The sequence below is a fragment of the Methylobacterium sp. Leaf87 genome, from assembly GCF_001422775.1.
Classification (GTDB): Bacteria; Pseudomonadota; Alphaproteobacteria; order Rhizobiales; family Beijerinckiaceae; genus Methylobacterium.
Window position 1 is genome coordinate 22,053 of the sequence record NZ_LMMI01000061.1, and the last position, 24,246, is coordinate 46,298.

Sequence of the window (24,246 nt, forward strand, 5' to 3'; positions counted from 1 at the left end):
GCCCCGCCATCGACCCGTGACCAAAATTCATTATCCTCGCGCCATCCCAGTCAAGAGACCCCCATGCCCGACACACCCGTCTTCGCGACCGCCGCCGTGGCCGCGCCCCATCGGCTCGCCGCCCGCGCCGGCCAGCACGTCCTGGCGCAGGGCGGCAACGCCATCGAGGCCATGGCGGCCATGGCGGCGACCATCGCGGTGGTCTACCCGCACATGAACGGGATCGGCGGCGACGGGTTCTGGCTGGTCCGCGAGCGCGGCGGCCGGGTGCGCGGCATCGAAGCCTGCGGCCCGGCCGGCGCGCTGGCCACGATTCCCCGCTACCGCGGCAAGGGCTACGACGTGCTGCCGTCGCGTGGCGCCGACGCGGCCCTGACCGTGGCGGGTGCCATCGGCGGCTGGAGGCTCGCCCTCGATCTCGCCAAGGCGCTGGGCGGGCGCCTGCCCTTGGAGACCCTCCTGGCCGACGCCATCGGGCATGCCCGCGACGGCGTCGCCGTCTCGCCCTCGGAGGCGCGCTACGTGCCGAAGGAGATCGACACCCTCCACGACCAGCCGAATTTCTCCAAAACCTTCCTCGACGACGGCAAGCCGTATGCGGCCGGTGCGATCCGGCGCCTGCCGGGCCTCGCCGACACCCTGGCGCAGCTCGCCCATGCGGGCCTCGACGATTTCTACCGGGGGGATCTCGGCCGCGAGATCGCCGCCGACCTCGCCGATCTCGGGTCGCCCGTGACCCGGGCCGATCTCGAAGCCTACGCGCCGCGCGAGCGCCAGGCCCTCAGCCTGCGCCGGCGCGACGCCACCCTCTACAACTTCCCGCCCCCGACCCAAGGCATCGCCGCCCTGCTGATCCTCGGGATCTTCGACCGCCTCGGCGTCACCCGGCCCGAGACGACGGCGCATTATCACGGGCTCATCGAGGCGACGAAGCGCGCCTTCGCCATCCGCGACCGCATCGTCACGGATTTCGACCGCCTCAGCGTCGATCCCGCGCGCTTCCTCGACCCCGCCCGCCTCGACCGCGAGGCCGCCGCCATCGACATGCGCCGCGCCGCCACCCTGCCCCTGCGCAATCCCGGCGAGGGCGACACCGTGTGGATGGGGGCGATCGACAAGGACGGCCTCGCCGTCTCCTACATCCAGTCGATCTACTGGGAGTACGGCTCCGGCGTGGTGCTGCCGAAGACCGGCATCCACTGGCAGAACCGCGGCACGTCGTTCTCCCTCGACCCCAACGCCGTCAATCCCCTGGAGCCGGGCCGGCGCCCGTTCCACACCCTGATCCCGGCGCTTGCCGCCTTCGACGACGGCCGGGTGATGGCCTACGGTTCCATGGGGGGCGACGGCCAGCCCCAGTTCCAGGCCCAGATCTTCGCCCGCTACGCCGATTACGGCATGAGCCCGGCCGCCGCGGTGGACGCGCCGCGTCTGCTCTACGGCCGGACCTGGGGGGCGGAATCCCTCACCGTCAAGGTCGAGGACCGGTTCGACCCCGCCTGCATCGCCGCCCTCGGCGCCATGGGGCACACGGTGGAGGAACTCGGCGGCGCCTACATCGATTCGCTGGGCCATGCCGGCATGCTGGTCCGTCACCCCGGCAACGGCCGCATCGAGGCGGTGCACGATCCGCGCTCGGACGGCGGGTCCGAAGGGCTGTAGAAGCCGGCCCGGCGCGTTTCGCGCGCCAGAGCATCAGGCACAGAGCGGTTCAGACTCCATGGCGGCATCCGAGCAGACCCATAGCGATTATTGGAACGGCGACGCGGGCGCCCGCTGGGCCCGCCATCAGGCGACCTTCGATCGGGTGTTCGCGCCGCTGACCGAACGCCTGTTCGCGGGCGCCGCCCTGCGCCCCGGAGACGCCGTGCTCGATGTCGGGTGCGGTGCCGGTGCCACCGCCCTGCGGGCCGCCGACATCGTCGGTCCGTCCGGCCGCGTCACCGCCGCCGACGTCTCGGCGCCCCTCCTCGCCGTCACCGCGCGCCGGGCCGCATCCCGGCCGCCCGGCGGCGCCCCCATCGCCCTGGTGGAGGCCGATGCGCAGACGCACGCCTTCGCGGACGCGGCGTTCACGCACCTGATCTCGCGCTTCGGGATCATGTTCTTCGACGACTCGATCGCCGCCTTCGCCAACCTCCACCGCGCCCTGCGGCCGGAGGGCCGGCTGACGATGCTGTGCTGGCGAGCCCAAGCCGAGAACGCCTGGATCGACCACCCGTTCGGCCTCGTCCGCGCCCTGGTGCCGGAGCCGGAGCCGACGCCCTTCGACGCCGCCGGCCCGTTCCGGTTCGCCGATCCGGCCCGGCTGCCCGGCATCCTGGCCGCCGCCGGGTTCCGCGACATCGCCCTCATGCCCGTGGACGAGCCCCTCGTGCTCGGTCACTCCGAGGCCGGCGACCCCCGGGAAGCGGCCGAGGCGGCGGCGAACTTCGCCCTCGACCTCGGCCCGGCTTCCCGCCTCGTCCGCGATCAGACCCCCGAGATCCGCAGCCGCGCCCACGCGATCGTCCTGCGCGACTTCGCGGAGAGGGTCTCGAACGGAGCCCTGCGGCTCGGAGCGGCGTGCTGGCTGGTCACGGCCGTGCGTTAACGCCGAACGACCAGACGACACCGGACATCCTGGCACGGCGTATGCTTCGGGCGCTCCGCCTCAGGAGTGAATTATGGATACGATCGTCTCCCGCCAGCGCTGGCTGCAACTCGGCCTCGGCCTCGTCGCCATGATGGCGATCTCCAGTCCCCAGTATGTCTGGACCCTCTTCACCAAGCCGCTGATGGCGACCACCGGCGCGACGCTGGCCGCCATCCAGGTCACCTTCACCATCGTCATCGTCCTGCAGACGTTCTTCTCGCCCGTGCAGGGCTACCTCATCGACCGGTTCAGCCCGAAGGTGATGATCGCGCTGGGCGCCGCGCTCTCGGGCCTCGGCTGGGTGCTCGCCGCCCGGATCGACAGCCTGTGGGGCCTCTACGCCACCTACGGCCTGTTCTGCGGTCTCGGTACCGGCATCGTCTATGTCGGCATCGTCGGCCTGATGGTGAAATGGTTTCCCGACCGGCGGGGCTTCGCCGTCGGCGTGGTTGCGGCCGGCTACGGCATGGGCGCCCTGCTCACCACCTTCCCCATCACCAACATGATGGCGGCCTCGGGCTACCGCGAGACCCTGACCACCTTCGGCATCGTGCTCGGCATCGTCGGCGTACTGGCCGCCCTCGGCCTGCGCGCCCCGCGCCCCGGCGAGGCCCTGCCGGCGCCGGCCCGCAACCTCTCGACCTGCACCCACGACACGGCGCCGAAGGAGATGCTGCGCACGCCGCTGTTCTGGTTGATGTTCGTGATGATGACGATGATGTCCACGGGCGGCCTGATGGTGGTGGCGCAGTTCGCCTCCTTCGCCCGCGACTTCGGGGTCGCCGACGCCATCGTGTTCGGCTTTGCCGCCCTGCCCTTCGCCCTGACGTTCGACCGGATCACCAACGGCCTCACCCGCCCGTTCTTCGGCTGGGTCTCGGACCGGATCGGCCGGGAGAAGACCATGGCCATCGCGTTCGCGGCCGAGGCCGTCGCCATCGCGCTGATGCTGGTGTTCCGCGAGAACGCCTACGCGTTCGCCCTGCTGTCGGGGGTCGTGTTCTTTGCCTGGGGCGAGATCTTCTCCCTGTTCCCGTCGCTCCTCACCGACACCTTCGGCACCAAGCACGCCACCACGAATTACGGCTTCCTGTACATGGCGCAGGGCGTGGGCTCGCTGCTGGGCGGCCCCGTCGCGGCGATGATCTACGCCGCGCAAGGGTCGTGGATCCCGGTGTTCGGCATCGCCATCGGCCTCGACCTCCTCACCGCCGCCCTCGCCTGGTTCGTCCTGCGTCCCATGCGGCGCGAGTGGCTCGGGCTCGGCGGCGCGTCCGTGGCCGTGGGCAAGCCCGCCCTGGCGTGAGCCCGCGGGCAGTCGCGGAACGAGAACGAAAGACGGCGGGGCCCCGAGCCCCGCCGTTCTTCGTTTCCCATCGCCCCGGGGCGTCTACAGGCCGAGCAGGGCCTGGGATGCGCCGATGAGGGTGAAGACCAGGCCGCCCACGAAGGCGACCGCCATGGCGTAGGAGAACCCGTTCCAGATCAGCGAGACCGCCTTGAGGGACCGGTTCAGCAACGGTTGCCACCCGCGGTCTGGCCGTACTGCTTGACCGGGAAGTTCTGCTGGTTGGCGTTGCCCTCGGCGGCGGAGCTCACCGGGCAATTCGCGGGCGAGCGGGATTGCGGGTTGCCGTAGAGCGTGCCGGTCGTCTCGGTGTCGTTGGCGAACCCGGTGTAGCGGGCCGGGCGATCGAAGGCCATCGCGGACGAGATCGAAGCAACACCAAGGACCAGGGCGGCGGTGGCGGCGGCGATACGGGTCATCATAATGGTCTACTAGCTCCTGATCAGTACAGTCCGGCGGTCCGGTCTGTTTCCGTTGCATCTGATACTGATATAGGGTGCCTTTGCCGGATACGACGTGTCGCGACGCACGCGGCATCGCGGATTAAGCACAGACGCTTCTCTCGCGTCACGCGGCCGGATTCAGTGCGGTTTCTGCCGGCGCGTCGGCCCACGCCACCGCGTAGAGCGCCAGGTCGCGGGTGTCGCGGCACTCCGAGGGCGGCATGGCCGAAAGGGTCAGGCCCGAGCGGATCGCCGGGCCGAGGAGGCGCAGGAAGGCGTCCGACGCGGTTAGGGTCAGGTCCGCTGCCTTGGCCCGCGCTTCGATCCGCGCGAGGGTGTTCATCGCCTGGCCGAGCACCGTGAACTCGGCCCGGTGGCCGTCGTCGAACACCCCGACGAGCACCTCGCCGCAATGGAGCGCCATGGTGATGCGCAGGGTCGGCCGCCCTTCGCGGGCCCGCTCGGCGTTGAGGGCCGCGAGGCGCGCGACGATGGCGCGCCCGCAGGCCAGCGCCGCATGGGCCTGGGCCTGCGGGCGCCCGACGACGAACTGCGCCAGGATTCCGTCGCCCACGTACTTGTCGACGATGCCGCCGTGCTCCGTCACCGCCACGTGGGTCAGGGCGCGGACATCCAGGAGGGCGCGCACCACCTCCTCCTGCGCGTGCTCGCGGGTGAAGGCCGAGAAGCCGCGCAGGTCGAGGGCGAACAGGCAGGCATGGCGCGAGCGCACGGCTTCGAGGCCCGCGCTCGCGAGTTCGCCGACCACCCGGGTGGGGACGAATCGCGCCAGGGTGGTGCGCTCGCGCTCCATCCGCAGGGCGGTGGTCACGGCCGAGCGCAGGCGCCGCACCCCGTCGATCACCACGAGGCTCGCGGCCATGAAGGTGAGCAGGCCCGGCACCTCCTCGTCGAGGGTGACGTGCGGGCCGAGCAGAGCGCTCTCGGGGTACGCGAAGGCGAACAGGATGGTGCTGCCCCAGGCGAGGCTGACGAGGCCCGCGAACACCGCCGTGTGCAGGACCCGCATGCTCAAGCCCGTTTGGAGCAGGAGCAGGAAGGCGGGGAGCCGGCTCACCGCCGTCGCGGTCTCCTCGGTTTCCACCGCGCCGACGAGCATGTGCTCGACCACGAGGAACAGGGCGACGCCGGCATTGAGGAGCGTCGCCGTCCAGGCGAGCCATTCCGTGTCGGCCGCCTTGTCCGGATCGGTGCCGCCGTATTCCCGGCGGCGGCCGCGATGGGCCTCGCGCCAGTCGGCGAGGCCGAGGCAGATGGAGCAGACGGCGTAGACGACGAGCACGATCCAATGGTTGGCGGTGTGGCTCGATCCGTCGAAGCCCTTGGCGGTGGCCAGCAGCACCAGCACGATCACGAGGTGCAGCACGAGGGAGCGCCGCCCCGAAGCGGTCTGGATGAGGCGCATGACGGTGGGGTCGCCGTGGGGCGGGCGGCGTGTGAACGGGGGCATGAGACTCCGGCAGGAGGGATTCGGGCTGGCCGGTCTTAGGCCACAGGGCGCGAACCGGGCCAACGCCGCATGACGACGCGAGCGATGTCGTGGGCGCATGCGTCGTGAACGCATGCAGATGCCCCGATCATCCGCCGCGCGTCCCTCCCTCACGGCATCGTCAAGTCCCGGTCCCCCGTCCCACCCCCCGCGCCGGCGTCACCGGGCGTTGCGGAACACCTGCAGGTCGAGGTCGCGCACCTTCTTGCGCAGGGTGTTGCGGTTGACCCCGAGCAGCTCCGCCGCGCGGATCTGGTTGCCGCGCGTGGCCGCCAGCGCCGCGCCGATGAGGGGGCCTTCGATCTCGCGCAGGATGCGGTGATAGAGGCCCGGCGGCGGCAGGGTATCGCGATAATTGCCAAAATACTCGGCCAAGTGCCGCTCCACGGCACCCGACAGGGTCTCGCCCTCCCCGGCGGCCTTGCGGGCCGTGCCGTTGGCGGGCGCGCTCTGGGCGAGCGGCAGGGTGTCGAGCTCCGCCTCGATCACCGGCCCGGTGATGGTCTCCTGCGGGTAGAGGGCAGCGAGGCGCCGGACGAGGTTTTCCAGTTCGCGGACGTTACCGGGCCAGCGGTAGCGCTTCAATCGCTCCATGGCCTCGCCGTCGAGCTGCTTGCGGCTCAGGCCCTCGCGCTCCACCATGACGAAGAAGTGCCGGATGAGGTCGGGCACGTCCTCCGAGCGCTCGCGCAGGGCCGGCAGGCGCAGCGGCACGACGTTGAGGCGGAAGAAGAGATCCTCGCGAAAGATGCCCTGCTGGATCGAGACCCGCAGGTCCTTGTTGGTGGCCGCGATGATGCGGACGTTGGTCTTGATCGGCACCCGGCCGCCGACGGTGGTGTACTCGCCCTGCTGCAGCACGCGCAGCAGCCGGGTCTGGGCCTCCATCGGCATGTCGCCGATCTCGTCGAGGAACAGGGTGCCGCCCTCGGCCTGCTCGAACCGGCCGGCCGAGCGCGACAGCGCCCCCGTGAAGGCGCCCTTCTCGTGCCCGAACAGCTCGGACTCGATGAGGTCGCGCGGGATCGCCGCCATGTTGACGGGCACGAACGGGCCCGTGCGGCGGCGGCCGTAATCGTGCAGGGCGCGGGCGACCAGCTCCTTGCCGGTGCCGGACTCGCCCGTGATCATCACCGTGAGATCGGTCGGCATCAGGCGGGCCAGCGCCCGGTAGATCTCCTGCATGGCGGGCGAGCGCCCGACCAGGGGAATATCCTCGTTGCCGGGGTCGGCGCCGGGGGCCGGCGTGCCGCGCGGCCGCGACAGGGCGCGCCCCACGATTGCGATGAGCTCCTTCAGGTCGAAGGGTTTGGGCAGGTATTCGTAGGCCCCGCGCTCCGAGGCACGGATCGCCGTCATGAAGGTGTTCTGCGCGCTCATGACGATGATCGGCAGCTCCGGCCGCACCCGCTTGATGCGGGGCAGCAGATCGAACACGTTCTCGTCGGGCATCACCACGTCGGTGATGACGAGGTCGCCCTCCCCTTCGGCGACCCAGCGCCAGAGGGTGGCGCAATTGCCGGTGGTGCGGACCTCGTAGCCGGCCCGCGACAGCGCCTGGTTCAGGACGGTGCGGATGGCGGCGTCGTCGTCCGCGACGATGATGTGGCCGTTGGGCATGCAGCGACTCTACAGCTCCGCGCTCGACTCGCGCCCGTCACGGGCGCTCGACATGGGAAGGAGAAGGCGGAAGGTGGTGCGGCGCGGCGCGGGATCGCATTCGACGATGCCGCCGTGGTCGCCGACGATCTTGGCCACCAAAGCAAGTCCCAGGCCGGACCCCTGCGCCTTCGTGGTCACGAACGGGTCGAACAGGTCCGGCAGCAGATCGGCGGTGACGCCGGGTCCGTTGTCGCGCACCGCCACCTCGATGGGCAGGCTGACGCGTTCGCGCGAGCCCGGGATCTGCAGGCGCAGGCCCGTGCGGAAGGCCGTCGACAGGGTGATCTCGCCGTCCACCGTGTCGGCGCCGATGGCCTCGGCGGCGTTCTTCACGAGGTTGAGGATCACCTGGATCAGCTGGTCGCGGTTGCCGAGCACCGGCGGCAGCGACGGATCGTAGGTCTCGACGAAGCGGATGTGGCGGGCGAAGCCCGACTGGGCCGAGCGCTTCACCTGATCGAGCACGCCGTGGACGTTGACGGAGACGCGCTCCACCGGGCGCTCGTCGCCGAACAGCTCCATGCGCTCGACGATGCGGACGATCCGGTCGGACTCGTCGCAGATGAGTCGGGTGAGGAGGCGGTCCTCGTCGTCGGCCGATTGCTCAAGGAGCTGGGCCGCCCCCCGGATACCGGCCAGCGGGTTCTTGATCTCGTGGGCCAGCATGGCGCCGAGCGCCACCATGGAGCGGGCCGCCCCCCGGTGGGTGAGCTGGCGGTTCATCTTGTCGGCGATGGTGCGCTCCTGCAGCATGAGCACCACGGCCTCGCCGTCGTCGCCCAGCGGCGTCGCGAACACGTCGACGCTGCGCTCCTGCCCCGAGCGCGGATGCACGAGTTCGACCCCGTACTCGCTGACGCTGGCCCGGCGGCGGCGGACCTCTGTGACGAGGGCCGAGATGGGCGAGGCGAACGGGATGATGTCGGCGAGACGCCGGCGCTGCATCAGCCGGGCGGAATGGTCGAAGAACGATTCGCCGGCGTGGTTCACGTGGAGGATGCGGTCGTCGACCCCGATGGTGAGCACCGGCAGCGGCAGGGCGTTGATCACCGCTTCGCTGGTGGGGGCCGCGACGGTCGGGCCGCGGGACTCGTCAGGGCCCGTCATGCCGCCTTCTCCATCGCCGCGTCCGTCGTCGCCCCGCCGCGGGCTTCCCCGTCGAACGCCGAAGCCAGCAGGGCGATCACCACGGCGGGGTCGGTGGTGGTGAGGAGCCGCGTGCGCCCGTCCGACGACAGGCCGCCGCCGGCCTCGGCATAGGCGGCGAGGTGCTTGCGGGCATGGCGCACGCCCATGCGGACGCCGTAGAGGGCGAGGATCCCCTCGTAATGGGCGATGGCGAAGGCGGCCTTGCGGGCGTTCGTCAGGGTCGGGCCCGCCCGGCCCGCGAGCCCGGCCGCGATCTCGCCGACGAGCCAGGGCCGGCCCACGGCGGCGCGCCCGATCATCACCCCGGCCGCACCCGAGCGGGCGAGGCAGGTCCGGGCCGCGTCGAGGGTGGTGATGTCGCCGTTGGCGATGACCGGGATCGACACCGCCTCGACGACGCTGCGGATGGCGTCCCAATCGGCATTGCCCTTGTAGAATTGCTGGCGGGTGCGGCCGTGGACCGTGACGGCGTTGAGCCCGAGCCCCTCGGCGCGCCGGGCGAGGCTGGCGGCGTTGAGGCTGGCATGGTCCCAGCCGAGGCGCATCTTCACCGTGACCGGAATCGACACGGCGGCGCGCACGGCGGCGAGGATGCGTGTGGCCCCGTCGAGGTCGCGCATGAGGGCCGAGCCGGAGGCGCCGCCGGTCACGACCTTGGCCGGGCAGCCCATGTTGATGTCGATCGCGTCGGCGCCGTTCTCTTCGGCGATCCGCGCGGCCAAACCCATGGGCTCGGGCGCGCAGCCGGCGAGCTGGACGACGTGGGGCTCGATGCCCCCGCCCTCGGCCCGCAGGGTGGCCTCGACGCTGCCGCGCGCGAACTCGGCCGCCGCCACCATCTCGGAGACCACGGCGCTGGCACCGCAGGCCCGGGCGATCCGGCGCATGTGCACGTCGGTGATGCCCGAGAGCGGCGCCAGCAGGACTGGCAGCGGCCAGCCGGAACCGCCCAGCGCCGGGATGGACCCGGGGACGGCGGACGACGGGGAAGAGGGAGAGCGCAGAACGCTCAAATAATCATCATGGATCATTGTGCTCAAGGAATAGTCAAAACCGCGGCGGGCGCAAGCGCTCCCGGCGATTTGATTTCACGCCATGCCCCGCTTAAACGCTGGGCTCGTTCAAGCCCTTACAATCCGCAAGGCCTTGCAACGCGATGGTGGGAGCGTTTTCATGGCCGGCACCGCGTTCGAGGCGGCGGCAGTGGTGGTCGCGGCCGGCCGCGGCATCCGCATCGGCGGCGATGTGCCCAAGCAGTATCGCCGGGTCGGCGGCCAGGCGGTGTTGACCCGGACCCTGGCGGCGCTCGCCGCGCACGAGTCCATCACCTGCATCCAGCCCGTCATCGCGGCCGACGCGGAGGCGTTCTATCACGAGTGCGTCGCCGATCTCGACCCGGCCCACCGCGAGAAACTCCGGGCGCCGGTGCCGGGCGGGGCCACGCGCCAGCTCTCCGTCCGCGCCGGGCTCGAAGCCTTGGCGACGGGGGCGACGCCGGATCTCGTCCTCGTGCACGACGCCGCCCGCCCGCATGTCGACACCGCCCTCATCGACCGCGCCCTGGCGGCCGGGCGCGCCTACGGCGCCGCCGTGCCGGGCTTTGCCGTCACCGACACCATCAAGCGCGTCGAGACCATCGCGCCTGGGATCGGCCGTGTGGTCGAGACGCCGGCCCGCGAAACCCTGCGCGCCGTGCAGACGCCCCAGGCCTTCGCCTTTCGCCTGCTGCTGGATGCGCATCGCGCCGCGCGCGCGGAGAACCTCGACGGCTTCACCGACGACGGGGCGCTCGCCGAATGGGCCGGTCTCCCCGTGGTGGTGTTCGAGGGCGACCCGCGCAATCGCAAGATCACCCAGCCTTCCGACCTCATCGATGCCGACCGCGACTTTTCCGGCCCCGTCTCCCTTTGAGGCGAGACGTGCGTCGGCCGCTTTCACGAAACCCGCTCAGCCTGGAGCCCGCATGACCACCTACCTCACCCGCCTCGGCACCGGCTTCGACGTCCATGCCTTCACGGAGGGCGATCACGTCTGGCTCGGCGGCATCAAGATCCCGGCCGACCGGGGCGTGCTCGCCCATTCGGACGGCGACGTGGCGCTCCACGCCCTCACCGACGCCCTGCTCGGCGCCATCGCGGACGGTGACATCGGCACTCACTTCCCGCCCTCCGACGAGCAGTGGCGCGGTGCCTCCTCGGACCGCTTCCTGGCGCATGCCTGCGATCTCGTCCGCGCGCGCGGCGGCAAGATCGATCACCTCGACATCACCGTGCTGGCCGAGGCCCCGCGCATCGGCGCCCACCGCGAAGCCATCCGCGCCCGCATCGCCGAGATCGCTGGCGTGCCGCTGACCTCCGTCTCCATCAAGGCGACGACCACGGAGAAGCTCGGCTTCGTCGGCCGGGCCGAGGGCCTCGCCGCCCAGGCCGCCGCCACCGTGCGCCTGCCGGAGATCGATCTCGACACCGCCTCCGAGACGTCCGAGCGTCGGTCTTGATCGCAGACACCGCCCTGCTCGCCCGCGCGGAGGCGCTGGTCGCCGCCTTCGCGGCGGCGGGGCGGAGAATCGCCACGGCGGAATCCTGCACCGGCGGCCTCGTCGCCGCCCTGCTCACCGCCGTGCCGGGCTCCTCGGCGGTGCTGGAACGCGGCTTCGTCACCTATTCCAATGACGCCAAATCCGAATCCCTCGGCGTGCCGGCCGCGCTGATCGCCGCCCACGGCGCCGTCAGCCAAGCGACGGCCCGCGCCATGGCGGAGGGCGCCCTCGCCCATGCCCGCGCCGATGTGGCGGTGGCGATCACCGGCATCGCCGGCCCGGGCGGCGGCAGCGCGGACAAGCCCGTGGGACTGGTGCATTTCGGGCTGGCCCTCACGGGCGAACCGACGCGTCATCTGGAGCGGCGCTACGGCGATCTCGGCCGGGGCGAGATCCGGCGTCTGGCCGTGGGGGACGCGCTGGGGTTGCTCGAAGGGCTCGTCGGCCCGAATCCGGCGCCCTGACGGGTTGGCACCGAGCCTCGTGTCCGCGACGACAGGGTTCCGAGGCGCGATCCAGGCAAGTACCCTCGCTGAGGCAGATACCCTCGCCGAGGTAGACCATGCCGATCATTCTCTCGTCGGCGACCCTGGATCGGATGCTCGCGGCGCCGGCCTACGAGGATCTCGTCTGGATCGCCGGCATTCTCGCCGGGTGCAGCCGCTACGATCCCGAGGCGCCGACCTACGGCTTGCCGGAGGTCGCGTTCGGTCTCGTCGAGCGTCTTACGTGGTTCGCCCAGGGCGTCCGCTCCGGCGTATGGACCTACTTCGAAGCCACGCCCCTTCCGTGTCAGAACGCGATGCTGGCGATCCTGAAGGCCGACGCGGCACACCCTGAATTCCGGCAGACCTACGAGACCGGCATGCGCGACTGGCGCACGCCGTCCGCCTTGACGGCCGTGGACGCGTGGATGGACGCGAACGACGATCGCAACACCCGCATCCTATGGGATCTCGTCGCGGCGAACCGGACGCTGCTCCAAGGTCTCGTCAATACCGGCTGAAGCCCTCGGTGGTGAGGGACGCACCCTGCCTCCATCCGCGTGTCGCCCCTTCGGGTCGGCTTGCGAATCACCGCGCGCCATGCTCAACCCACCGCCCGATTGTTCCCGCGCCGACGAGGGAGGCCGCATGCGTATCGTAGCGATTCCCGTCCGTGCCGGCGCCCGCCGCTTCGGCTGCCAGATCTGACGTCAGCCGCGCGCCCGAGGGCGTCCCGCTTCCGTCCGTCGCTCCTTTTCCGATCCTTTTGTCCTTTTGCCCGCCGCCGGTTTCGCACCGTGCCGCGGCCTCCGGAACGACGCGCGATCCGCGTCGCGAGGTTCCCATGTCTGTTCGTAACCAGCGCGAAAGCGCCTATCGGGCGGTCCTCGCCTTCGTGTTCCGCCGATGGCGCGCGCGGCTCGGCCTCGTCGCCGGCCTCGTCGCGGCCATCACCTGTGCCACCCTCGCGGACGTGTTCCTGCCGCTCTACGCCGGTCGCCTCGTCGATGCCCTCGCGGGGGACGACCGCGACGCGGCGCTCGCGGCGGCGTTGCCGGCCTTCGCCGCCATGGCGGCCCTGGGTGCGGTCCATATCGGCCTGCGCCACGTCGCCTGGGCCCTCGTGGTGCCGCTCACCCTCGGCACCATGGCGGACGTGGCGCGGGCCGGCTTCCACCGGGTCCAGCGCCTGTCGACGGACTGGCACGCCAACAGCTTCTCCGGCTCGACGGTCCGCAAGATCTCGCGGGGGATGTGGGCCCTCGACGGGCTCAACGACACTCTGCTCCTCGCCCTGCTGCCCTCCGTGGTGGTGCTGCTCGGCACCATGGTGCTCCTCGGCTGGCACTGGCCCGCCATGGGGGCGGTCATCGGGCTCGGCACCCTGGCCTATGTCGGCACCGCCATCGGCCTCGCCACCAAGGTGATCGCCCCGGCGGCGCAACTCTCCAACGGCTGGGACACCCGGCTCGGCGGCACCCTGTCCGACGCCATCGGGAACAACGCCGTGGTGAAGGCCTTCGGCGCCGAGGGCCGGGAGGATGCGCGCCTCGCGCACATCCTGGGCAAGTGGCACAAGCGCACCCGCCGCACCTGGATGCGGGTGACCTGGAGCGTCACCGCGCAACTCGGCCTTCTGCTCGCCCTGCGCACCGCCATCGTGGGCGTCGCCCTGTGGCTGTGGTGGACGAAGGCCGCCACGCCCGGCGACGTCGCCTACGTGCTTACCACCTACTTCGTGGTGCACGGCTACCTCGGCGACATCGGCCAGCACATCAACCACCTCCAGCGGGCGGTGAACGAGATGGAGGAACTCGTCGCCCTCGATTCAGAGCCCTACGGCGTCGCCGACCGGCCCGGCGCGACGAGGCTCTCGGTGACGGGCGGGGCGCTGCGGTTCGAGGCGGTGACGTTCCACTATGCCGGGCACGCCGCGCCGCTCTACCGCGACCTCTCGGTGACGATTCCCCCCGGACAGCGGGTCGGTCTGGTGGGGCGCTCGGGATCGGGCAAGACCACTTTCGTCAAGTTGGTGCAGCGGCTCTACGACGTCACCGGCGGGCGGATCCGCATCGACGGCATCGACATCGCCGATGTTACCCAAGCCTCGTTGCGCGAGAATATCGCCATCGTGCCGCAGGAGCCGGTGCTGTTCCACCGGTCGCTTTCCGAGAACATCGCCTACGCGCGGCCGGGCGCTTCCGCCGAGGCCATCGAGCGGGCGGCGCGGCTCGCCAACGCGCACGACTTCATCGCCCGGTTGCCGAAGGGCTACGGCACCCTGGTCGGCGAGCGCGGCGTGAAGCTGTCGGGCGGCGAGCGCCAGCGGGTGGCGCTGGCCCGCGCCTTCCTGGCCGATGCGCCGATCCTCATCCTCGACGAGGCGACCTCGAGCCTCGATTCGGAATCGGAGGCCCTGATCCAGCAGGCGATGGAGCGGCTCATGCGCGGGCGCACCGCCATCGTCATCGCCCACCGGCTCTCCACGGTCCGGTCCCTCGACCGCATCCTGGTGTTCGACCGCGGCCGCATCGTCGAGGACGGCCCCCACGATGACCTGATCCATGAGCCGGAGGGCCGGTACCGCGCGCTGTTCGAGACCCAAGCGGCCGTGCGTGCGTGAGGACGGTGCCTCACCTTACGGCGACGGGCGATGCCCCGGCCTGCGGATCGGCGGTCACTTGTCCGGGTGTTCGCAGCGATGGGCACGGCCCTCGGCCGAGACGTAGGCGATCCGGCCGCCCGTCGCCCGGCACTCGGCCGCCCGGGCGTCCATCACCCACTTGTCGGCCAAGGCGAGGCTGAGGGGCACTAGGGTCACGAGGCCGAGGAACACCGCCACCGCCGCGATGGCCCATCCGGTTCCGCGCGGCGGATCGGGAAAGGCCGGCCGCTCCGCCGGGGCGGGGAACAGGAAGGCGAGGGTCGTGAGCCCGAGGAGGGTGGCACTCATGGGGGCACTCATGCGTGGCGCGCGCGGGACGTCGCCCTTCGGCGTCGCGTGCGGTCAGGCCCCGGACCATAGCGGTTCGCACGGATGTTGGCAGGCGACCATGGGAAGCAGCGGGCAGTCGAGCGGTCGGGCCCCCGCTGGCGACCGCATCCGCCGGGGAGGGCTCAGGCCGGGCTGTCGGCCTGGAACCCCGTCCCTCCGCCGGACGGCGAGCGCAGGGAGGCCTGGCAGGTGCAGCCGGGCCGCATGCAGGGCTCGGACCCCTTCTGTGCCAGCTCGCCGCAAATCAGCAGACGATGCAGCAGGTGTTCCATCGGACCCTGCTGGTAGGGCTTCTGCAGGACCGGGACACCCTGGTAGGCCCGCTCCAGCCCCTGCGTGCCGTAGCCCGTGGCGAACAGGAACGGCAGGCTGCGCTCGAACAGTACGTCGGCGATGGGGTAGCTCCGGGCCTCGCCGAGGTTCACGTCGAGCACGGCGGCATCGAACGTCTCGGTGCGGGCGAGCGCCAGGGCCTTGTCGAGGCGCATGGCGAGAACGACCTCGCAGCCGAGGTCCGTCAGCATGTCCTCGGCCAGCATGGCGACGAGGCTCTCGTCCTCGACCAGAAGGACGCGGCGTCCATTCAGCACCGTCATGTGGCGGTCTGCCATGGGGCGGTCTGCCCGGTGATCACGTCCTGTCCCATCCACCCCAACGCGGTCAGGGGCACTTCGAGCCTGCACACCACCCCTGCGACACGATACTCGATCTCGGCCCGCCCATCGAATTCCAGGGGCAATTGGCGCTCGATCAGCCGCGAGCCGAAGCCCTTGCGGGTCGGGGCCGCGACTTCGGGGCCGCCCTGTTCCTCCCACAGCAGGTCGAGTCGTTGTCGGTCGTCCGCCATGGGTTCGAGGGACCAGGTGACGTGGACGCGGCCCTCGGGAACCGACAGCGCGCCGTACTTCGCCGCATTGGTCATCAGTTCGTGCAGGGCCATGGACAGGGTCACCGCCACCTTCGGATGAAGCCGGGCATCCGGCCCGTCCATCCGAAACCGGTCAACGTCGACTTCGGCGAGAAGATGGGGCGCCAGCGCGCGCGTGACCACGCTGCGCAGGCTGGCGCTCTCCCAATTGTCCGCCACGAGGACGTTGTGGGCCGTGGACAGGGCCGCCATCCGGGCGTCGAACACCGTGCGGGCGCCGACCTCGGCCTGGCCCCGGAACGTCTGCGCGGCGATGGACTGCACCGTTGCCAGGGTGTTCTTCACCCGGTGGTTGAGCTCGTTGAGGAGCAGGCGCTGGCGCTCGGCCGCCGCCTTCTCCTCGCTGATGTCGCGCACCTCGATGATGGTGCCGATGATGTTGGCCGAGTCGTCGCGGATCGGGCTGGCGGTGAAGCCGACGGGATAGAAATGCCCGTCGGCGTGGACGAACACCTCCTCGCCCCGCTCGTGGTTGTTCTGGGGGAACGCCCGGTCGATGGCGCATTCCGCGAGGGGGAACGGCCGGCCGTCCGGATAGGTGTGGTGCACGATGTCGTGGAGCGGGCAATCGCGCGCGAGCACCTCGGCCAGGGTGAAGCCGGTCAGCTGCTCGGCGGCGCGGTTCATGTAGACGCAGTGTTGGCGGTCATCCATGAGGAAGATCGACACCGAGGCGTTGTTGAGCACCGCATTCAGCCGGCGCTCCGTCTCGAACAACTGGTCGCCGCGCCGCAGGGTCGCGAGCGAAGCCGCAGCCAGGGCGGACGATTGCAGGGGCTGCCGGGATTGCGGCACGGCTGGATCCTTCCCACGGAACGGGTGCCAACGCCGTGCACTGCCGGATGGTTCGCGTCAACGCTGCGCGTGTTCCGGGACCCGCCTCCCGCAGCTTCGCCATCCGGCGCCACAGGCGGGACGGAACGGTCTCGCGTCTGGCGGGTTGTTGCATCAATCCTCACAACTCTGGGAACTCTCGCATGCGCAAGCTCGCACTCGCCGCGACGGCCGTCCTCGGTCTCGGCCTCCTCGCCGCCGCCCCCGCAGAGGCCCGCGGCTACGGTTACGGTGGTGGCTACGGTCACGGCGGTTACGGTCACGGCGGCGGTTACGGCCGTGGATATGGCGGCGGCTACGGTCGCTACGGTGGCGGCTACGGCCGTGGTTACGGACGGCGCGGCATCGGAACCGGCGCGGCCGTGGGCCTCGGCATCGCCGGTCTCGCAGCGGGCGCCATTGCGGCGGGCGCCTACGGCGGCGGGTATGGCGGCGGCTACGGCTACCCGGCCTATGGCGGGTATTCCTACGGCGGTCCGCGCGCGGTCGGTTACGGCTACGCCCCAGCCTATGGCTACGCTCCGGCCTATGGCTACGGCGGCGGTGGCTATTACGGCTACTGAGCTTCGTTACACGCCGCACGAAAGGGGGTCGCCGAAAGGCGGCCCTTTTTGTTGCGGGTCGATGGGTTCGACCGGCCGAGGCAGTGCCGCGGGACGGAAACCTGCACGCAATGGTGTGGCGAGCGTCGTGCGATTCAGCGCGAACGTTTTCCTGTCGCCGTGCTCCGTGCTGAGACGGCCGGGTTTCCTGAAACGCAAGCCGTCATGCCTAAAGGCGTCTGACGCAAGGGTACGAATACGTTCGCTTTACAACGCCTATCGAACCCGATGGCGCTGAGACACGACCGTGTCTGGCCCACCCTGCACGGTGTTGGTTCACTCGATGACGACTATTTGTTTTTTCTTTCAAGGCTGACGCCCGGAAGTATAGTCTTCACCGAAAGGCGTACGATGGCGCGCTGTGGGTATCCTGGCCTAAGTAGAAAATTCCTCTAAATGCGATGTTGTTTCGAGCATAAAAATGTGAGCATTTCGACGCGACGAATATTTCCTGTGGCAGGTGCCGAAAAAATGAACCAGGACAGCCGCGCTCATGCCTGGGGAATCAAAGCAAGTTTTTCATTGGTTTGTCTTCTTATCGTTCTATCCGTTGCTTCGTTGGTCTCGGTTTTGATTTTTCTAGTCATCGAAGCCGCCGATCGTGTGATCGAAACGTATGTCCTGCCCATTCTCATCGAAGAAGATCAGGGATTTTTCGTCGACACGCACACGGATGCATCCTGACAGCTTTCCAGGCGTTCCACCGGATATTCGGAATTTGGCCTGGGTACTCGGTTGGGCACGCAAGGATATCCCGGTGACGATGAGGTAAACAGGTCTCGGCCAACGCCTCCCATGATCGCGCACGATCCCATCGTGGCCGGCGTTGCGCCGCGGACCGCCCATGCGGCATTCCCCCTGATCGTTCGCTGCCCCCCTCAAGCCACCTCCGCGAAGGCTGCACCGTCGGACCGCTCGTTGACGGTCCGACACGTCCGCGCGGTGTCCGAATTCAATGATCGCGGGCTGGAACGCCGGGAGAGTTTGCCGCGATCGGCGATAGGGGCCGCCGCAAACCTTCGATAGGCAGGGTCTCCGTCCGATCGAACCGCTTCGCCAAGGGCCCGGACCGGTCCCGCGCTGCCTTCGGGTCCGGGGCGTTCCAGTTGGCTTGGCCGGGTATGACGCCGCCATCGGCGCGACGCCCGCCCTAACCAAGCGTTAGCGACCGGTATTCTAAGGGAGGATCATCCAACGTGGCAGATCCTTTCGAAAAGGAAGCACGGCCATGACTTCGTCCTCCCCGGAATCGGAACCCGCGCCGGGTCCGGGCGCGGGTTCCGTACTGGTGGCGCCGCGTCCGGGTGCTCTGCGCTGCCGCCCCATCGAGGAAACCGATCTCGACACCGTGGTCGGTTTGCTCGCGGCCGGCTTTCCCGAACGGACGCAGGCGTACTGGCGCGACGGCCTCGCCCGTCACGTCGCGCGGGGCGTGCCGGACGGGGTTCCGCGCTACGGGTATCTCCTCGATCACGACGGGGTGGCGGTCGGCGTGCTGCTGACGCTCTACACGCGCATCGCCGATGCCACCGGCTCCCACCTGCGCTGCAACCTGTCGAGCTGGTACGTCGATCCGAAGTTCCGCGCGGCGGCGACGCTCCTCGACGGGCGGGCGATGCAGGACAAGTCGGTGACCTATCTCAACATCTCCGCGTCCGTGCACACGCGTGCGATCCACGAGGCGCGCGGCTTCCGGGCCTTCGTGCGCGGGCAGCTGCTGGCGGTGCCCAGCCTGAGCCGCCCACAGCGGGGGCAACGGGTGGAGCTCTTCTCCGAAGGCCATGCGGGAATCCTGTCGCCCCGGGAGCGCGAACTCGCCCGGGACCATGCCGGCTACGGCTCCCTCGTCCTCGTGTGCCGCGACGCCAAGACGGCGCGGGCCGTCGTCCTGCAGCCGCATCGGATCAAGGCCGTGCCACGCTGGCCCGCGAGCCCGACCCTGGCGTGTTATCAGATCATCTTTGCGCCCGAGCCGGACACGCTGGCGGCATGGCTCGGCGCGATCGGGCGGTATCTGTTGCTTCGGCACGGCGTCCTGTTCGTGATGCTCGATGCCAACGGCCCGCTGCCGGGCGTGGTCGGCCGCTACCTTCACGGGCGCGAACCCCGCTACGCCCGCGGGCCGCACCCCGTTCCGATCGGCGACCTCAGCTACACCGAGCGCGTGCTGTTCGGCTCGTGAGCGCGGCCCCCCGCCCCATCGGGCACGGTTCAACCCCCAACCGCGAGCGATCCGTGACCCTGCCTCCGTCGCCCGCCGATGCCTTCGCGGCGTCGTCCGAGCCTGTGCCCCATCGGTCGGCCACACCGGTCGCGAGCCTGCACCTGCTCGGAGCGGGACACCCGCCCTGCGGCATCGGTGATTTCAGCCAGCTTCTCCTCGACACGCTGCGGGCGGCCGAGCCCGGCGTGCACAACGCTCTGACCATCGAGCCCCGCCAGTTCCGGCTCGCCGAAACCTGGGCCGCCATCGGCCGCGCGGATGCGGTGGTGGCGAATTTCCCCGTCGTCGCCTGGAAGCGGGCCTTGTTCGGGCCCCTTGCGGTCTACGCCCTGGCCAAGCTGCGCCGGCGCGCCTGCCTCACGATCCTGCACGAATGGGCCGGACTGCACCGGCTGCGCCGCCTGGTGCTCCGGCCGCTGCTGCTCCTGTCCGACACGATCTTCCTCGTCTCGCCGCAGGTGCGCGAGGAGCTCGCCGCCGATTCCCTCGTTGGGTTCCTGGCGCGCCGCGCCGCCCTGATGCCGGTGCCGCCGAACCTTAGCCGCCCGGCCGGCATCGCCGACAGCCCCCTGCGCCAGCGCCTCCTCGCCGCCCGGCGGGCGGGCCGCGTCGTCCTCGGCCATTTCGGGTCGATCTACCCGGGCAAGCAGCCGGAGGCGGTGCTCGACATCGCGGCGGCCCTCGCGGCGCGGGGCGAAGACCCCCTCCTCGTGTTCATCGGATCCTTCATCAAGGCCTCGGACGGCATCGAGGGCGTCTTCGATGCCAAGGTCGCCGCACTCGGGCTGGAGGATGCGGTCGTCGTCTCGGGCTACGTCGCCTCGGCGGAGGAACTGTTCGGCCTGTTCGAGACCGTCGACGCCTTCGCGTACGTCCTGCCCGAGGGGCTGACGGCGCGGCGCGCCAGCGTGCTCGCCTGCGTCCAGGCCGGCCGGCCCGTGGTCGTCACGGCACCGATGCGCGCCGACGAGTTCGATCATCATTCCCGCTACCGTGAACTCCTCGCGGCGGGCGCGATCCTCCCGGTCCCGCGCGGGGCGCCGGCGGAGGCCTACGCGGAGGCGGTGCTCGGGGCGCGCGCCCGTCCGACCCGATTGCCGGAGATCGACCGCGCCGCCTGGTTCCGGGACGCGGCGGACGGCCTGCGGGCGCGAATGCCGGACCGTGGCCGCCGGCGGCTCGGCGCGCCGGAGACCTGATGCTCAGGGCCCTACGACGAGACCGGCCGCGAGGACGCCTGGCTTAGCATCGTGTTGGAATCTTGGGATCGCGGGATCCTGATATCCAAGGACCCGGCTGGCGCCGGCTCCGCGTTCACCGGCGCGTTCGGAAGCGGGCCAGATAGTGAAGCCCGAACACCGCGAACAGGAACATGAGCCAGATCGGGTCGCCCCGATCGAAGAAGAAGCTCTCCATGGTCGAGAGCAGTAGCCCGAACAACCAGATCTGCAGGAACATCGTGGCGAACGGCCCGGCATTTCCGGTTTCCGTCTGCAGCCGGTGATAGTTGCGCAGCGGGCCGATCACGAAGACCAGCACTAGAAGCACGAGGCCGATGGCGCCGAGGGTCAGGGTGGTGTCGAGGTAGCCGTTGTGGCTGTGGCTGGCGTACCCGGCCCAGGTGGCGCCGTCGTCCGAGAGGTCGCGCAGGGTCTGGGTGCCCCAGAATGCCGCGAAGCCGTGGCCGGCGATGGGGCGCGCAGCGATACTCTCGATAACGAACCGCCAGATGTCCGTCCGGCCCGTGAAGGTCGCGTCGATGGGCAATGCGCCAACGATCGACGCGATGGCATCGCTCATCACCGTCCCGACGGTGAACAGGTTCATCAGCACGATCGGTCCGACCGTGATCAGCAGGCGCCCGCGAAAGCTCCGAATCGCCGCGAAGGCCCCGGTCAGCACGAACACCAGGAGGCTGAGCGCGAAGGCGCTCTTGCCCTCCGAGCCCACCAGGAACACGCAGGCAAGGCCGAGGATCGCGAGACCGGAGACGCGCCCTCCGGTCCGCATCACCGCGAGGCCGACGAACAGCAACATCGCCATCACGGCGGCCGCGGCGTTCTTGTGGCCGAAGGCGCCGCGCCAGTTGCCGACCAGGGCGGGTTCCATGAGGTCGCGCGGCTGGTGGATCGCGAGATCGGGGGCGACCACCAATCCGACGTAGCAGACCGTGAGGAGACCGAGGGTCGCGACGGCCAGGAGCGTGCGGAACTCCGCCCGGGTCTGCGCCAGGAGCGGAAGGCTCGCGGTCAGCAGCATCACCGCCGCGGTCAGCGCCAGTCGTTTCATCGAGGTGGTGGGATCCTGGGACAGGATCACGCTCAGGGCCAGCCAACCGACGAGGGCGACGTGCGTCGGCAGGACCAGCGAGGCCAGTGCCCGGCCGTGGTCGCGTACCACGAGCAGGAAGCCCGCGAGGGCCAGGAGGCCGTAGGTGGCGTAGGTGACGGTCTCCTGCCCGGTCACGAGGTCCGCCGCGTCGAGGCGCGACAGGTCCGCGAACGGCTTCAGCGTGATCCAGGCGAGCAGGAGCGTCGCCAGGAACACCGTTTGGCGGAGCAGGCGCGGCACGGAGAGATTCGCGATGCGCTCGTGCAGGTGCTTGGCCATGTCGGACGCCGACACCGCCGCCTCGCCGGGCACGGCCGCATCGGCCCGGGCTTGGTGAGCGTCGCTCCCGCGGCGCCCCTCGGACGCGTCACGCTGGCCGAATGCGGGCCGCGTAACGTTCATTTGGGCGTGGCCGCGCGATAGGGCTGAGGCTCGATGCCGATGCTGGCGAGGCATCGCCCCACCGCAACGGCAATGGGATGAAGTGCGAAGGTCAGCTGGCGGGTCTTGGCGAGGATGCGAAGGCTACGCCCCACCGAAAGGCTCAGGATCACCGCGGATTTCATCGCGATGACGACCCCTCCGATCCCGCCCAGCCTGTGCTTGCGGTCGATCCTGTAGTTGATCGCACCGATTCGGAGGCCCCGCGCCGCGAGCCATCGCAAGGTCGTACGGGCGACGGGGACGGTCTCGCTGATCACGGCCTCCTGCTCCCATTGGAATTGGATACCGGCTCGCCGGGCCCGCATGAAGAAGTCGGTGTCGCCGCCACCGAGGAAATTGTAGGCGACGTCGAAGGCCGGCAGCCCGAGCCGCACGAAAGTCGAGCGGGCGATCAGGCAGTTGCCGCTGCCGTAGATCACAGGGACCGGGCCGCTGGTGTCGAAGGCCGGGCGAAAGGCTGGATGGCGCGCGAGGGCGGGCGGGCCGCCCTGCGCGATCTGCGGCATGACCGGACCGCCGACGACGCCCGCGCCGGTGCGCTCGGCGGTCGCCACCATGGCTTCGAGCCAGGTCGGCTCGGCCCATTCGTCGTCGTCGATCATCAGAAAGAACCGGGCCGTCGGGTAGGCCCCGAGGGCGGTGCCGAAGGCCGCGTTGATCGCGTGGCAATTGCCTTGCGCGTGTTCGACCAGAGCGAGCCCGCGCAGGCGGCCGGACGCGAAGTACGCCTCCGCCACGTCAGCCCCCTGCCGCGCCCCGGCGTCGTTCTCGACGACGACGACGGCGAAGGGGCGATGGGTGGTCTGCGCGACCAGGGAATCGAGGGTCCGTGCGAGCCAGTCCGGGCGACGGAAGGTCGGAACGCACACGACGATGTCGATGGCGGCATCCACGGCGCGGTTCGGGCTCACGCGGCACTCCGGGTGAAGTCTTCGAGGACGGCCATCAAGGGCTTCGGCCGCATGCTCGCGTCGAGGGGGAGCGGCCGGTTCGGCAATCCGTCGGACCGGGTGAAGTAGGTCGGCACCCAGGTGTAGCGGTCGCTGATGCCCCAGGTGAGGATCGCGCTCGGCGGCACGACCTCGTGCACCGCGGCGAGGAACGTCCGGGCCGTCTCGGCCACGCGCCGGTCGCGGGTTTCCACGTCGCCGGGAAGGCTGGCGTCGATCACGTCGAGCTCCGTCACGAGAACATCGAGGTTCATGGCACGGATCTCACGAAGAAAAGCTTGCAGTCCGTCCCGGTCGATCTGGCGATCGGCGAAGAGGTGCGCCTGGAGACCGATGGCGTGGAGCGGCACGCCGGACTCGACCAGGCGGCGCGCGATTCGCAGCAAGGCGGCGCGCCGGCTCTCGAAGCGCGCCCCGACGTATTCAAGATCGTACTCGTTGAGGACGAGGCGGGCGGCCGGATCGGCCGCGGCGGCGGCGCGGAACGCGATGGGGATGTAATCCGCCCCCAAAGTGTTGCTCCAGACGAAGGGGCGCAGGTCGCCGGCCGCGGCGGGGTCGTCCGGAACCGCCTCGTTCACCACGTCCCAGGAGGTGATCAGTCCGGCGTAGCGCGAGACCACCCGCTCGATGTGCTGCGTCAGCACCCGCTCGGCTTCGGCCCGGGAGGTGATCGCGTCGGTCCACGCCGGCATGGCGCCGTACCAGGCGAGGGTGTGTCCGCGCAGTCCGATGCCGAGGCGGCTCGCGAACGCCGCGATGCGGTCGGCATCGGCGAAGTCGAAGGTCTCGCGGTTCGGTCGGATCACCGGCCATTTCAAGCTGCCTTCCGGCACGATCAGGCGGCACCGCTCGGCGAGGGCCTGGGCATAGGCCGGGTCGTTCGCCAGCGCATCGCCCCGTACGGCGGCCCCGTAGGTGGCGCGCACCGATTCGATGCGGGCTGGCCCCCCCGGGGCCGCGCGGGCCGACGGATCGCGGGCGATCAGGCCCGATCCGGCCAATGCGCCAGCGATCATCGTCCGCCGTGTGGGACGGAACTGTGTCATCGTGAAACCTCGGTGGCTTCCAAGCCCACGGAGCTGCAAGTTCGGGTCCGAGACGTCGTGCCGGGGAATTCAGGCGGGGGAAATCAGGCGGGGAATGTCGAGCCGGGGCGGCCACCCC

22 protein-coding genes and 1 pseudogene are annotated in these 24,246 nt (G+C 70.3%); 11 read left to right on the forward strand and 12 right to left on the reverse strand.

The window, feature by feature from the left end; genetic code table 11:
• Nucleotides 1-63: 63 nt before the first annotated feature.
• From ASF22_RS21900 to oxlT, 3 genes are all read left to right on the forward strand, one after another.
• Nucleotides 64-1,662 carry a gamma-glutamyltransferase family protein gene (locus tag ASF22_RS21900; protein ID WP_056268346.1) on the forward strand — a complete coding sequence of 533 codons (1,599 nt, stop codon included), beginning with the start codon at nt 64-66 and terminating at the stop codon, nt 1,660-1,662.
• A gap of 58 nt (nt 1,663-1,720) precedes the next feature.
• A complete protein-coding gene (locus tag ASF22_RS21905; RefSeq protein ID WP_056268349.1) occupies nt 1,721-2,593 on the forward strand; it encodes a class I SAM-dependent methyltransferase in 873 nt (290 codons plus the stop codon).
• 73 nt (nt 2,594-2,666) lie between these two features.
• Nucleotides 2,667-3,941 (forward strand): oxalate/formate MFS antiporter, encoded by a 1,275-nt coding sequence (gene oxlT, locus ASF22_RS21910; RefSeq protein WP_056268351.1) that lies wholly within the window; start codon nt 2,667-2,669, stop codon nt 3,939-3,941.
• Between the two features lie 84 nt (nt 3,942-4,025).
• On the opposite strand, the gene ASF22_RS25275 is transcribed toward oxlT, so the two are convergent.
• From ASF22_RS25275 to dusB, 6 genes are all read right to left on the reverse strand, one after another.
• Entirely contained in the window at nt 4,026-4,154 is a 129-nt protein-coding gene (locus tag ASF22_RS25275; protein ID WP_277996228.1) for a hypothetical protein, read from the reverse strand.
• The gene (locus ASF22_RS21915; protein ID WP_056174601.1) at nt 4,148-4,405 is read right to left on the reverse strand and encodes a hypothetical protein; all 258 of its coding nucleotides are present in this window, start codon (nt 4,403-4,405) and stop codon (nt 4,148-4,150) included. The genes ASF22_RS25275 and ASF22_RS21915 overlap by 7 nt, the downstream gene beginning before the upstream one ends.
• Before the next feature lie 145 nt (nt 4,406-4,550).
• Nucleotides 4,551-5,897 carry an adenylate/guanylate cyclase domain-containing protein gene (locus ASF22_RS21920; RefSeq protein ID WP_082483939.1) on the reverse strand — a complete coding sequence of 449 codons (1,347 nt, stop codon included), beginning with the start codon at nt 5,895-5,897 and terminating at the stop codon, nt 4,551-4,553.
• A gap of 198 nt (nt 5,898-6,095) precedes the next feature.
• The gene (gene ntrC, locus ASF22_RS21925; protein WP_056174598.1) at nt 6,096-7,556 is read right to left on the reverse strand and encodes a nitrogen regulation protein NR(I); all 1,461 of its coding nucleotides are present in this window, start codon (nt 7,554-7,556) and stop codon (nt 6,096-6,098) included.
• Nucleotides 7,557-7,565: 9 nt separating this feature from the next.
• Nucleotides 7,566-8,705: an ATP-binding protein gene (locus tag ASF22_RS21930; protein ID WP_056268354.1), complete on the reverse strand. Its 1,140-nt coding sequence runs from the start codon at nt 8,703-8,705 to the stop codon at nt 7,566-7,568.
• On the reverse strand, nt 8,702-9,778 hold the full coding sequence (gene dusB / locus ASF22_RS21935) for a tRNA dihydrouridine synthase DusB (protein ID WP_056268356.1): 1,077 nt from the start codon (nt 9,776-9,778) through the stop codon (nt 8,702-8,704). The genes ASF22_RS21930 and dusB overlap by 4 nt, the downstream gene beginning before the upstream one ends.
• A 142-nt stretch (nt 9,779-9,920) precedes the next feature.
• On the opposite strand from dusB, the pseudogene ASF22_RS25130 reads away from it, so the two are divergent.
• The 4 genes and pseudogenes from ASF22_RS25130 (at nt 9,921) to ASF22_RS21960 (ending at nt 14,394) form a co-directional block, all read left to right on the forward strand.
• Nucleotides 9,921-11,244: pseudogene (locus ASF22_RS25130) on the forward strand (bifunctional 2-C-methyl-D-erythritol 4-phosphate cytidylyltransferase/2-C-methyl-D-erythritol 2,4-cyclodiphosphate synthase).
• Entirely contained in the window at nt 11,241-11,750 is a 510-nt protein-coding gene (locus ASF22_RS21950; RefSeq protein WP_056268362.1) for a CinA family protein, read from the forward strand. Before ASF22_RS25130 ends, ASF22_RS21950 begins: the two are co-directional and overlap by 4 nt.
• Nucleotides 11,751-11,848: 98 nt before the next feature.
• Nucleotides 11,849-12,292 (forward strand): hypothetical protein, encoded by a 444-nt coding sequence (locus ASF22_RS21955; RefSeq protein ID WP_056268366.1) that lies wholly within the window; start codon nt 11,849-11,851, stop codon nt 12,290-12,292.
• Nucleotides 12,293-12,615: 323 nt separating this feature from the next.
• Entirely contained in the window at nt 12,616-14,394 is a 1,779-nt protein-coding gene (locus ASF22_RS21960; RefSeq protein ID WP_056268369.1) for an ABC transporter ATP-binding protein, read from the forward strand.
• Between the two features lie 54 nt (nt 14,395-14,448).
• Here ASF22_RS21960 and ASF22_RS21965 read toward each other — a convergent pair whose 3' ends face one another.
• The 3 genes from ASF22_RS21965 to ASF22_RS21975 all read right to left on the reverse strand — a co-directional run bounded on the left by ASF22_RS21965 (nt 14,449) and on the right by ASF22_RS21975 (nt 16,489).
• Nucleotides 14,449-14,724 carry a hypothetical protein gene (locus ASF22_RS21965; protein WP_156398822.1) on the reverse strand — a complete coding sequence of 92 codons (276 nt, stop codon included), beginning with the start codon at nt 14,722-14,724 and terminating at the stop codon, nt 14,449-14,451.
• Between the two features lie 164 nt (nt 14,725-14,888).
• Nucleotides 14,889-15,377 carry a response regulator gene (locus ASF22_RS21970; RefSeq protein ID WP_244474387.1) on the reverse strand — a complete coding sequence of 163 codons (489 nt, stop codon included), beginning with the start codon at nt 15,375-15,377 and terminating at the stop codon, nt 14,889-14,891.
• A complete protein-coding gene (locus tag ASF22_RS21975) occupies nt 15,359-16,489 on the reverse strand; it encodes an HWE histidine kinase domain-containing protein (RefSeq protein ID WP_056268372.1) in 1,131 nt (376 codons plus the stop codon). Before ASF22_RS21975 ends, ASF22_RS21970 begins: the two co-directional genes overlap by 19 nt.
• Before the next feature lie 182 nt (nt 16,490-16,671).
• On the opposite strand from ASF22_RS21975, the gene ASF22_RS21980 reads away from it, so the two are divergent.
• From ASF22_RS21980 to ASF22_RS24305, 4 genes are all read left to right on the forward strand, one after another.
• Nucleotides 16,672-17,091, forward strand: a complete 420-nt coding sequence (locus tag ASF22_RS21980) for a hypothetical protein (RefSeq protein ID WP_056174573.1) — start codon at nt 16,672-16,674, stop codon at nt 17,089-17,091.
• Nucleotides 17,092-17,601: 510 nt separating this feature from the next.
• A complete protein-coding gene (locus tag ASF22_RS24300) occupies nt 17,602-17,814 on the forward strand; it encodes a hypothetical protein (RefSeq protein ID WP_156398821.1) in 213 nt (70 codons plus the stop codon).
• A 544-nt stretch (nt 17,815-18,358) separates the two neighbouring features.
• Nucleotides 18,359-19,312, forward strand: a complete 954-nt coding sequence (locus tag ASF22_RS21985; RefSeq protein WP_244474388.1) for a hypothetical protein — start codon at nt 18,359-18,361, stop codon at nt 19,310-19,312.
• Between the two features lie 53 nt (nt 19,313-19,365).
• Nucleotides 19,366-20,553: a hypothetical protein gene (locus tag ASF22_RS24305; protein WP_244474389.1), complete on the forward strand. Its 1,188-nt coding sequence runs from the start codon at nt 19,366-19,368 to the stop codon at nt 20,551-20,553.
• Nucleotides 20,554-20,668: 115 nt separating this feature from the next.
• Here the strand turns inward: ASF22_RS24305 and ASF22_RS21995 are convergent, their stop codons facing one another.
• From ASF22_RS21995 to ASF22_RS22005, 3 genes are read right to left on the reverse strand one after another with little or no spacing between them, the layout of a single operon-like run.
• Nucleotides 20,669-22,087: an O-antigen ligase gene (locus ASF22_RS21995; protein WP_244474390.1), complete on the reverse strand. Its 1,419-nt coding sequence runs from the start codon at nt 22,085-22,087 to the stop codon at nt 20,669-20,671.
• Nucleotides 22,084-23,040, reverse strand: a complete 957-nt coding sequence (locus ASF22_RS22000) for a glycosyltransferase (protein WP_244474391.1) — start codon at nt 23,038-23,040, stop codon at nt 22,084-22,086. Before ASF22_RS22000 ends, ASF22_RS21995 begins: the two co-directional genes overlap by 4 nt.
• On the reverse strand, nt 23,037-24,128 hold the full coding sequence (locus ASF22_RS22005; RefSeq protein WP_056268376.1) for an endo-1,4-beta-xylanase: 1,092 nt from the start codon (nt 24,126-24,128) through the stop codon (nt 23,037-23,039). Before ASF22_RS22005 ends, ASF22_RS22000 begins: the two co-directional genes overlap by 4 nt.
• Nucleotides 24,129-24,246 lie beyond the last annotated feature (118 nt).

Excerpts from the sequence above, each read along its gene's own strand:
- ASF22_RS21900 (WP_056268346.1), top strand. The coding sequence starts at position 64 with ATGCCCGACACACCCGTCTTCGCGACCGCCGCCGTGGCCGCGCCCCAT.
- ASF22_RS21905 (WP_056268349.1), top strand. The coding sequence starts at position 1,721 with ATGGCGGCATCCGAGCAGACCCATAGCGATTATTGGAACGGCGACGCG.
- oxlT (WP_056268351.1), top strand. The coding sequence starts at position 2,667 with ATGGATACGATCGTCTCCCGCCAGCGCTGGCTGCAACTCGGCCTCGGC.
- ASF22_RS21915 (WP_056174601.1), bottom strand. The coding sequence starts at position 4,405 with ATGATGACCCGTATCGCCGCCGCCACCGCCGCCCTGGTCCTTGGTGTT.
- ASF22_RS21920 (WP_082483939.1), bottom strand. The coding sequence starts at position 5,897 with ATGCCCCCGTTCACACGCCGCCCGCCCCACGGCGACCCCACCGTCATG.
- ntrC (WP_056174598.1), bottom strand. The coding sequence starts at position 7,556 with ATGCCCAACGGCCACATCATCGTCGCGGACGACGACGCCGCCATCCGC.
- ASF22_RS21930 (WP_056268354.1), bottom strand. The coding sequence starts at position 8,705 with ATGACGGGCCCTGACGAGTCCCGCGGCCCGACCGTCGCGGCCCCCACC.
- dusB (WP_056268356.1), bottom strand. The coding sequence starts at position 9,778 with ATGATCCATGATGATTATTTGAGCGTTCTGCGCTCTCCCTCTTCCCCG.
- ASF22_RS21955 (WP_056268366.1), top strand. The coding sequence starts at position 11,849 with ATGCCGATCATTCTCTCGTCGGCGACCCTGGATCGGATGCTCGCGGCG.
- ASF22_RS21960 (WP_056268369.1), top strand. The coding sequence starts at position 12,616 with ATGTCTGTTCGTAACCAGCGCGAAAGCGCCTATCGGGCGGTCCTCGCC.
- ASF22_RS21965 (WP_156398822.1), bottom strand. The coding sequence starts at position 14,724 with ATGAGTGCCACCCTCCTCGGGCTCACGACCCTCGCCTTCCTGTTCCCC.
- ASF22_RS21970 (WP_244474387.1), bottom strand. The coding sequence starts at position 15,377 with ATGGCAGACCGCCACATGACGGTGCTGAATGGACGCCGCGTCCTTCTG.
- ASF22_RS21980 (WP_056174573.1), top strand. The coding sequence starts at position 16,672 with ATGCGCAAGCTCGCACTCGCCGCGACGGCCGTCCTCGGTCTCGGCCTC.
- ASF22_RS24300 (WP_156398821.1), top strand. The coding sequence starts at position 17,602 with ATGAACCAGGACAGCCGCGCTCATGCCTGGGGAATCAAAGCAAGTTTT.
- ASF22_RS21985 (WP_244474388.1), top strand. The coding sequence starts at position 18,359 with ATGACTTCGTCCTCCCCGGAATCGGAACCCGCGCCGGGTCCGGGCGCG.
- ASF22_RS21995 (WP_244474390.1), bottom strand. The coding sequence starts at position 22,087 with ATGAACGTTACGCGGCCCGCATTCGGCCAGCGTGACGCGTCCGAGGGG.
- ASF22_RS22005 (WP_056268376.1), bottom strand. The coding sequence starts at position 24,128 with ATGACACAGTTCCGTCCCACACGGCGGACGATGATCGCTGGCGCATTG.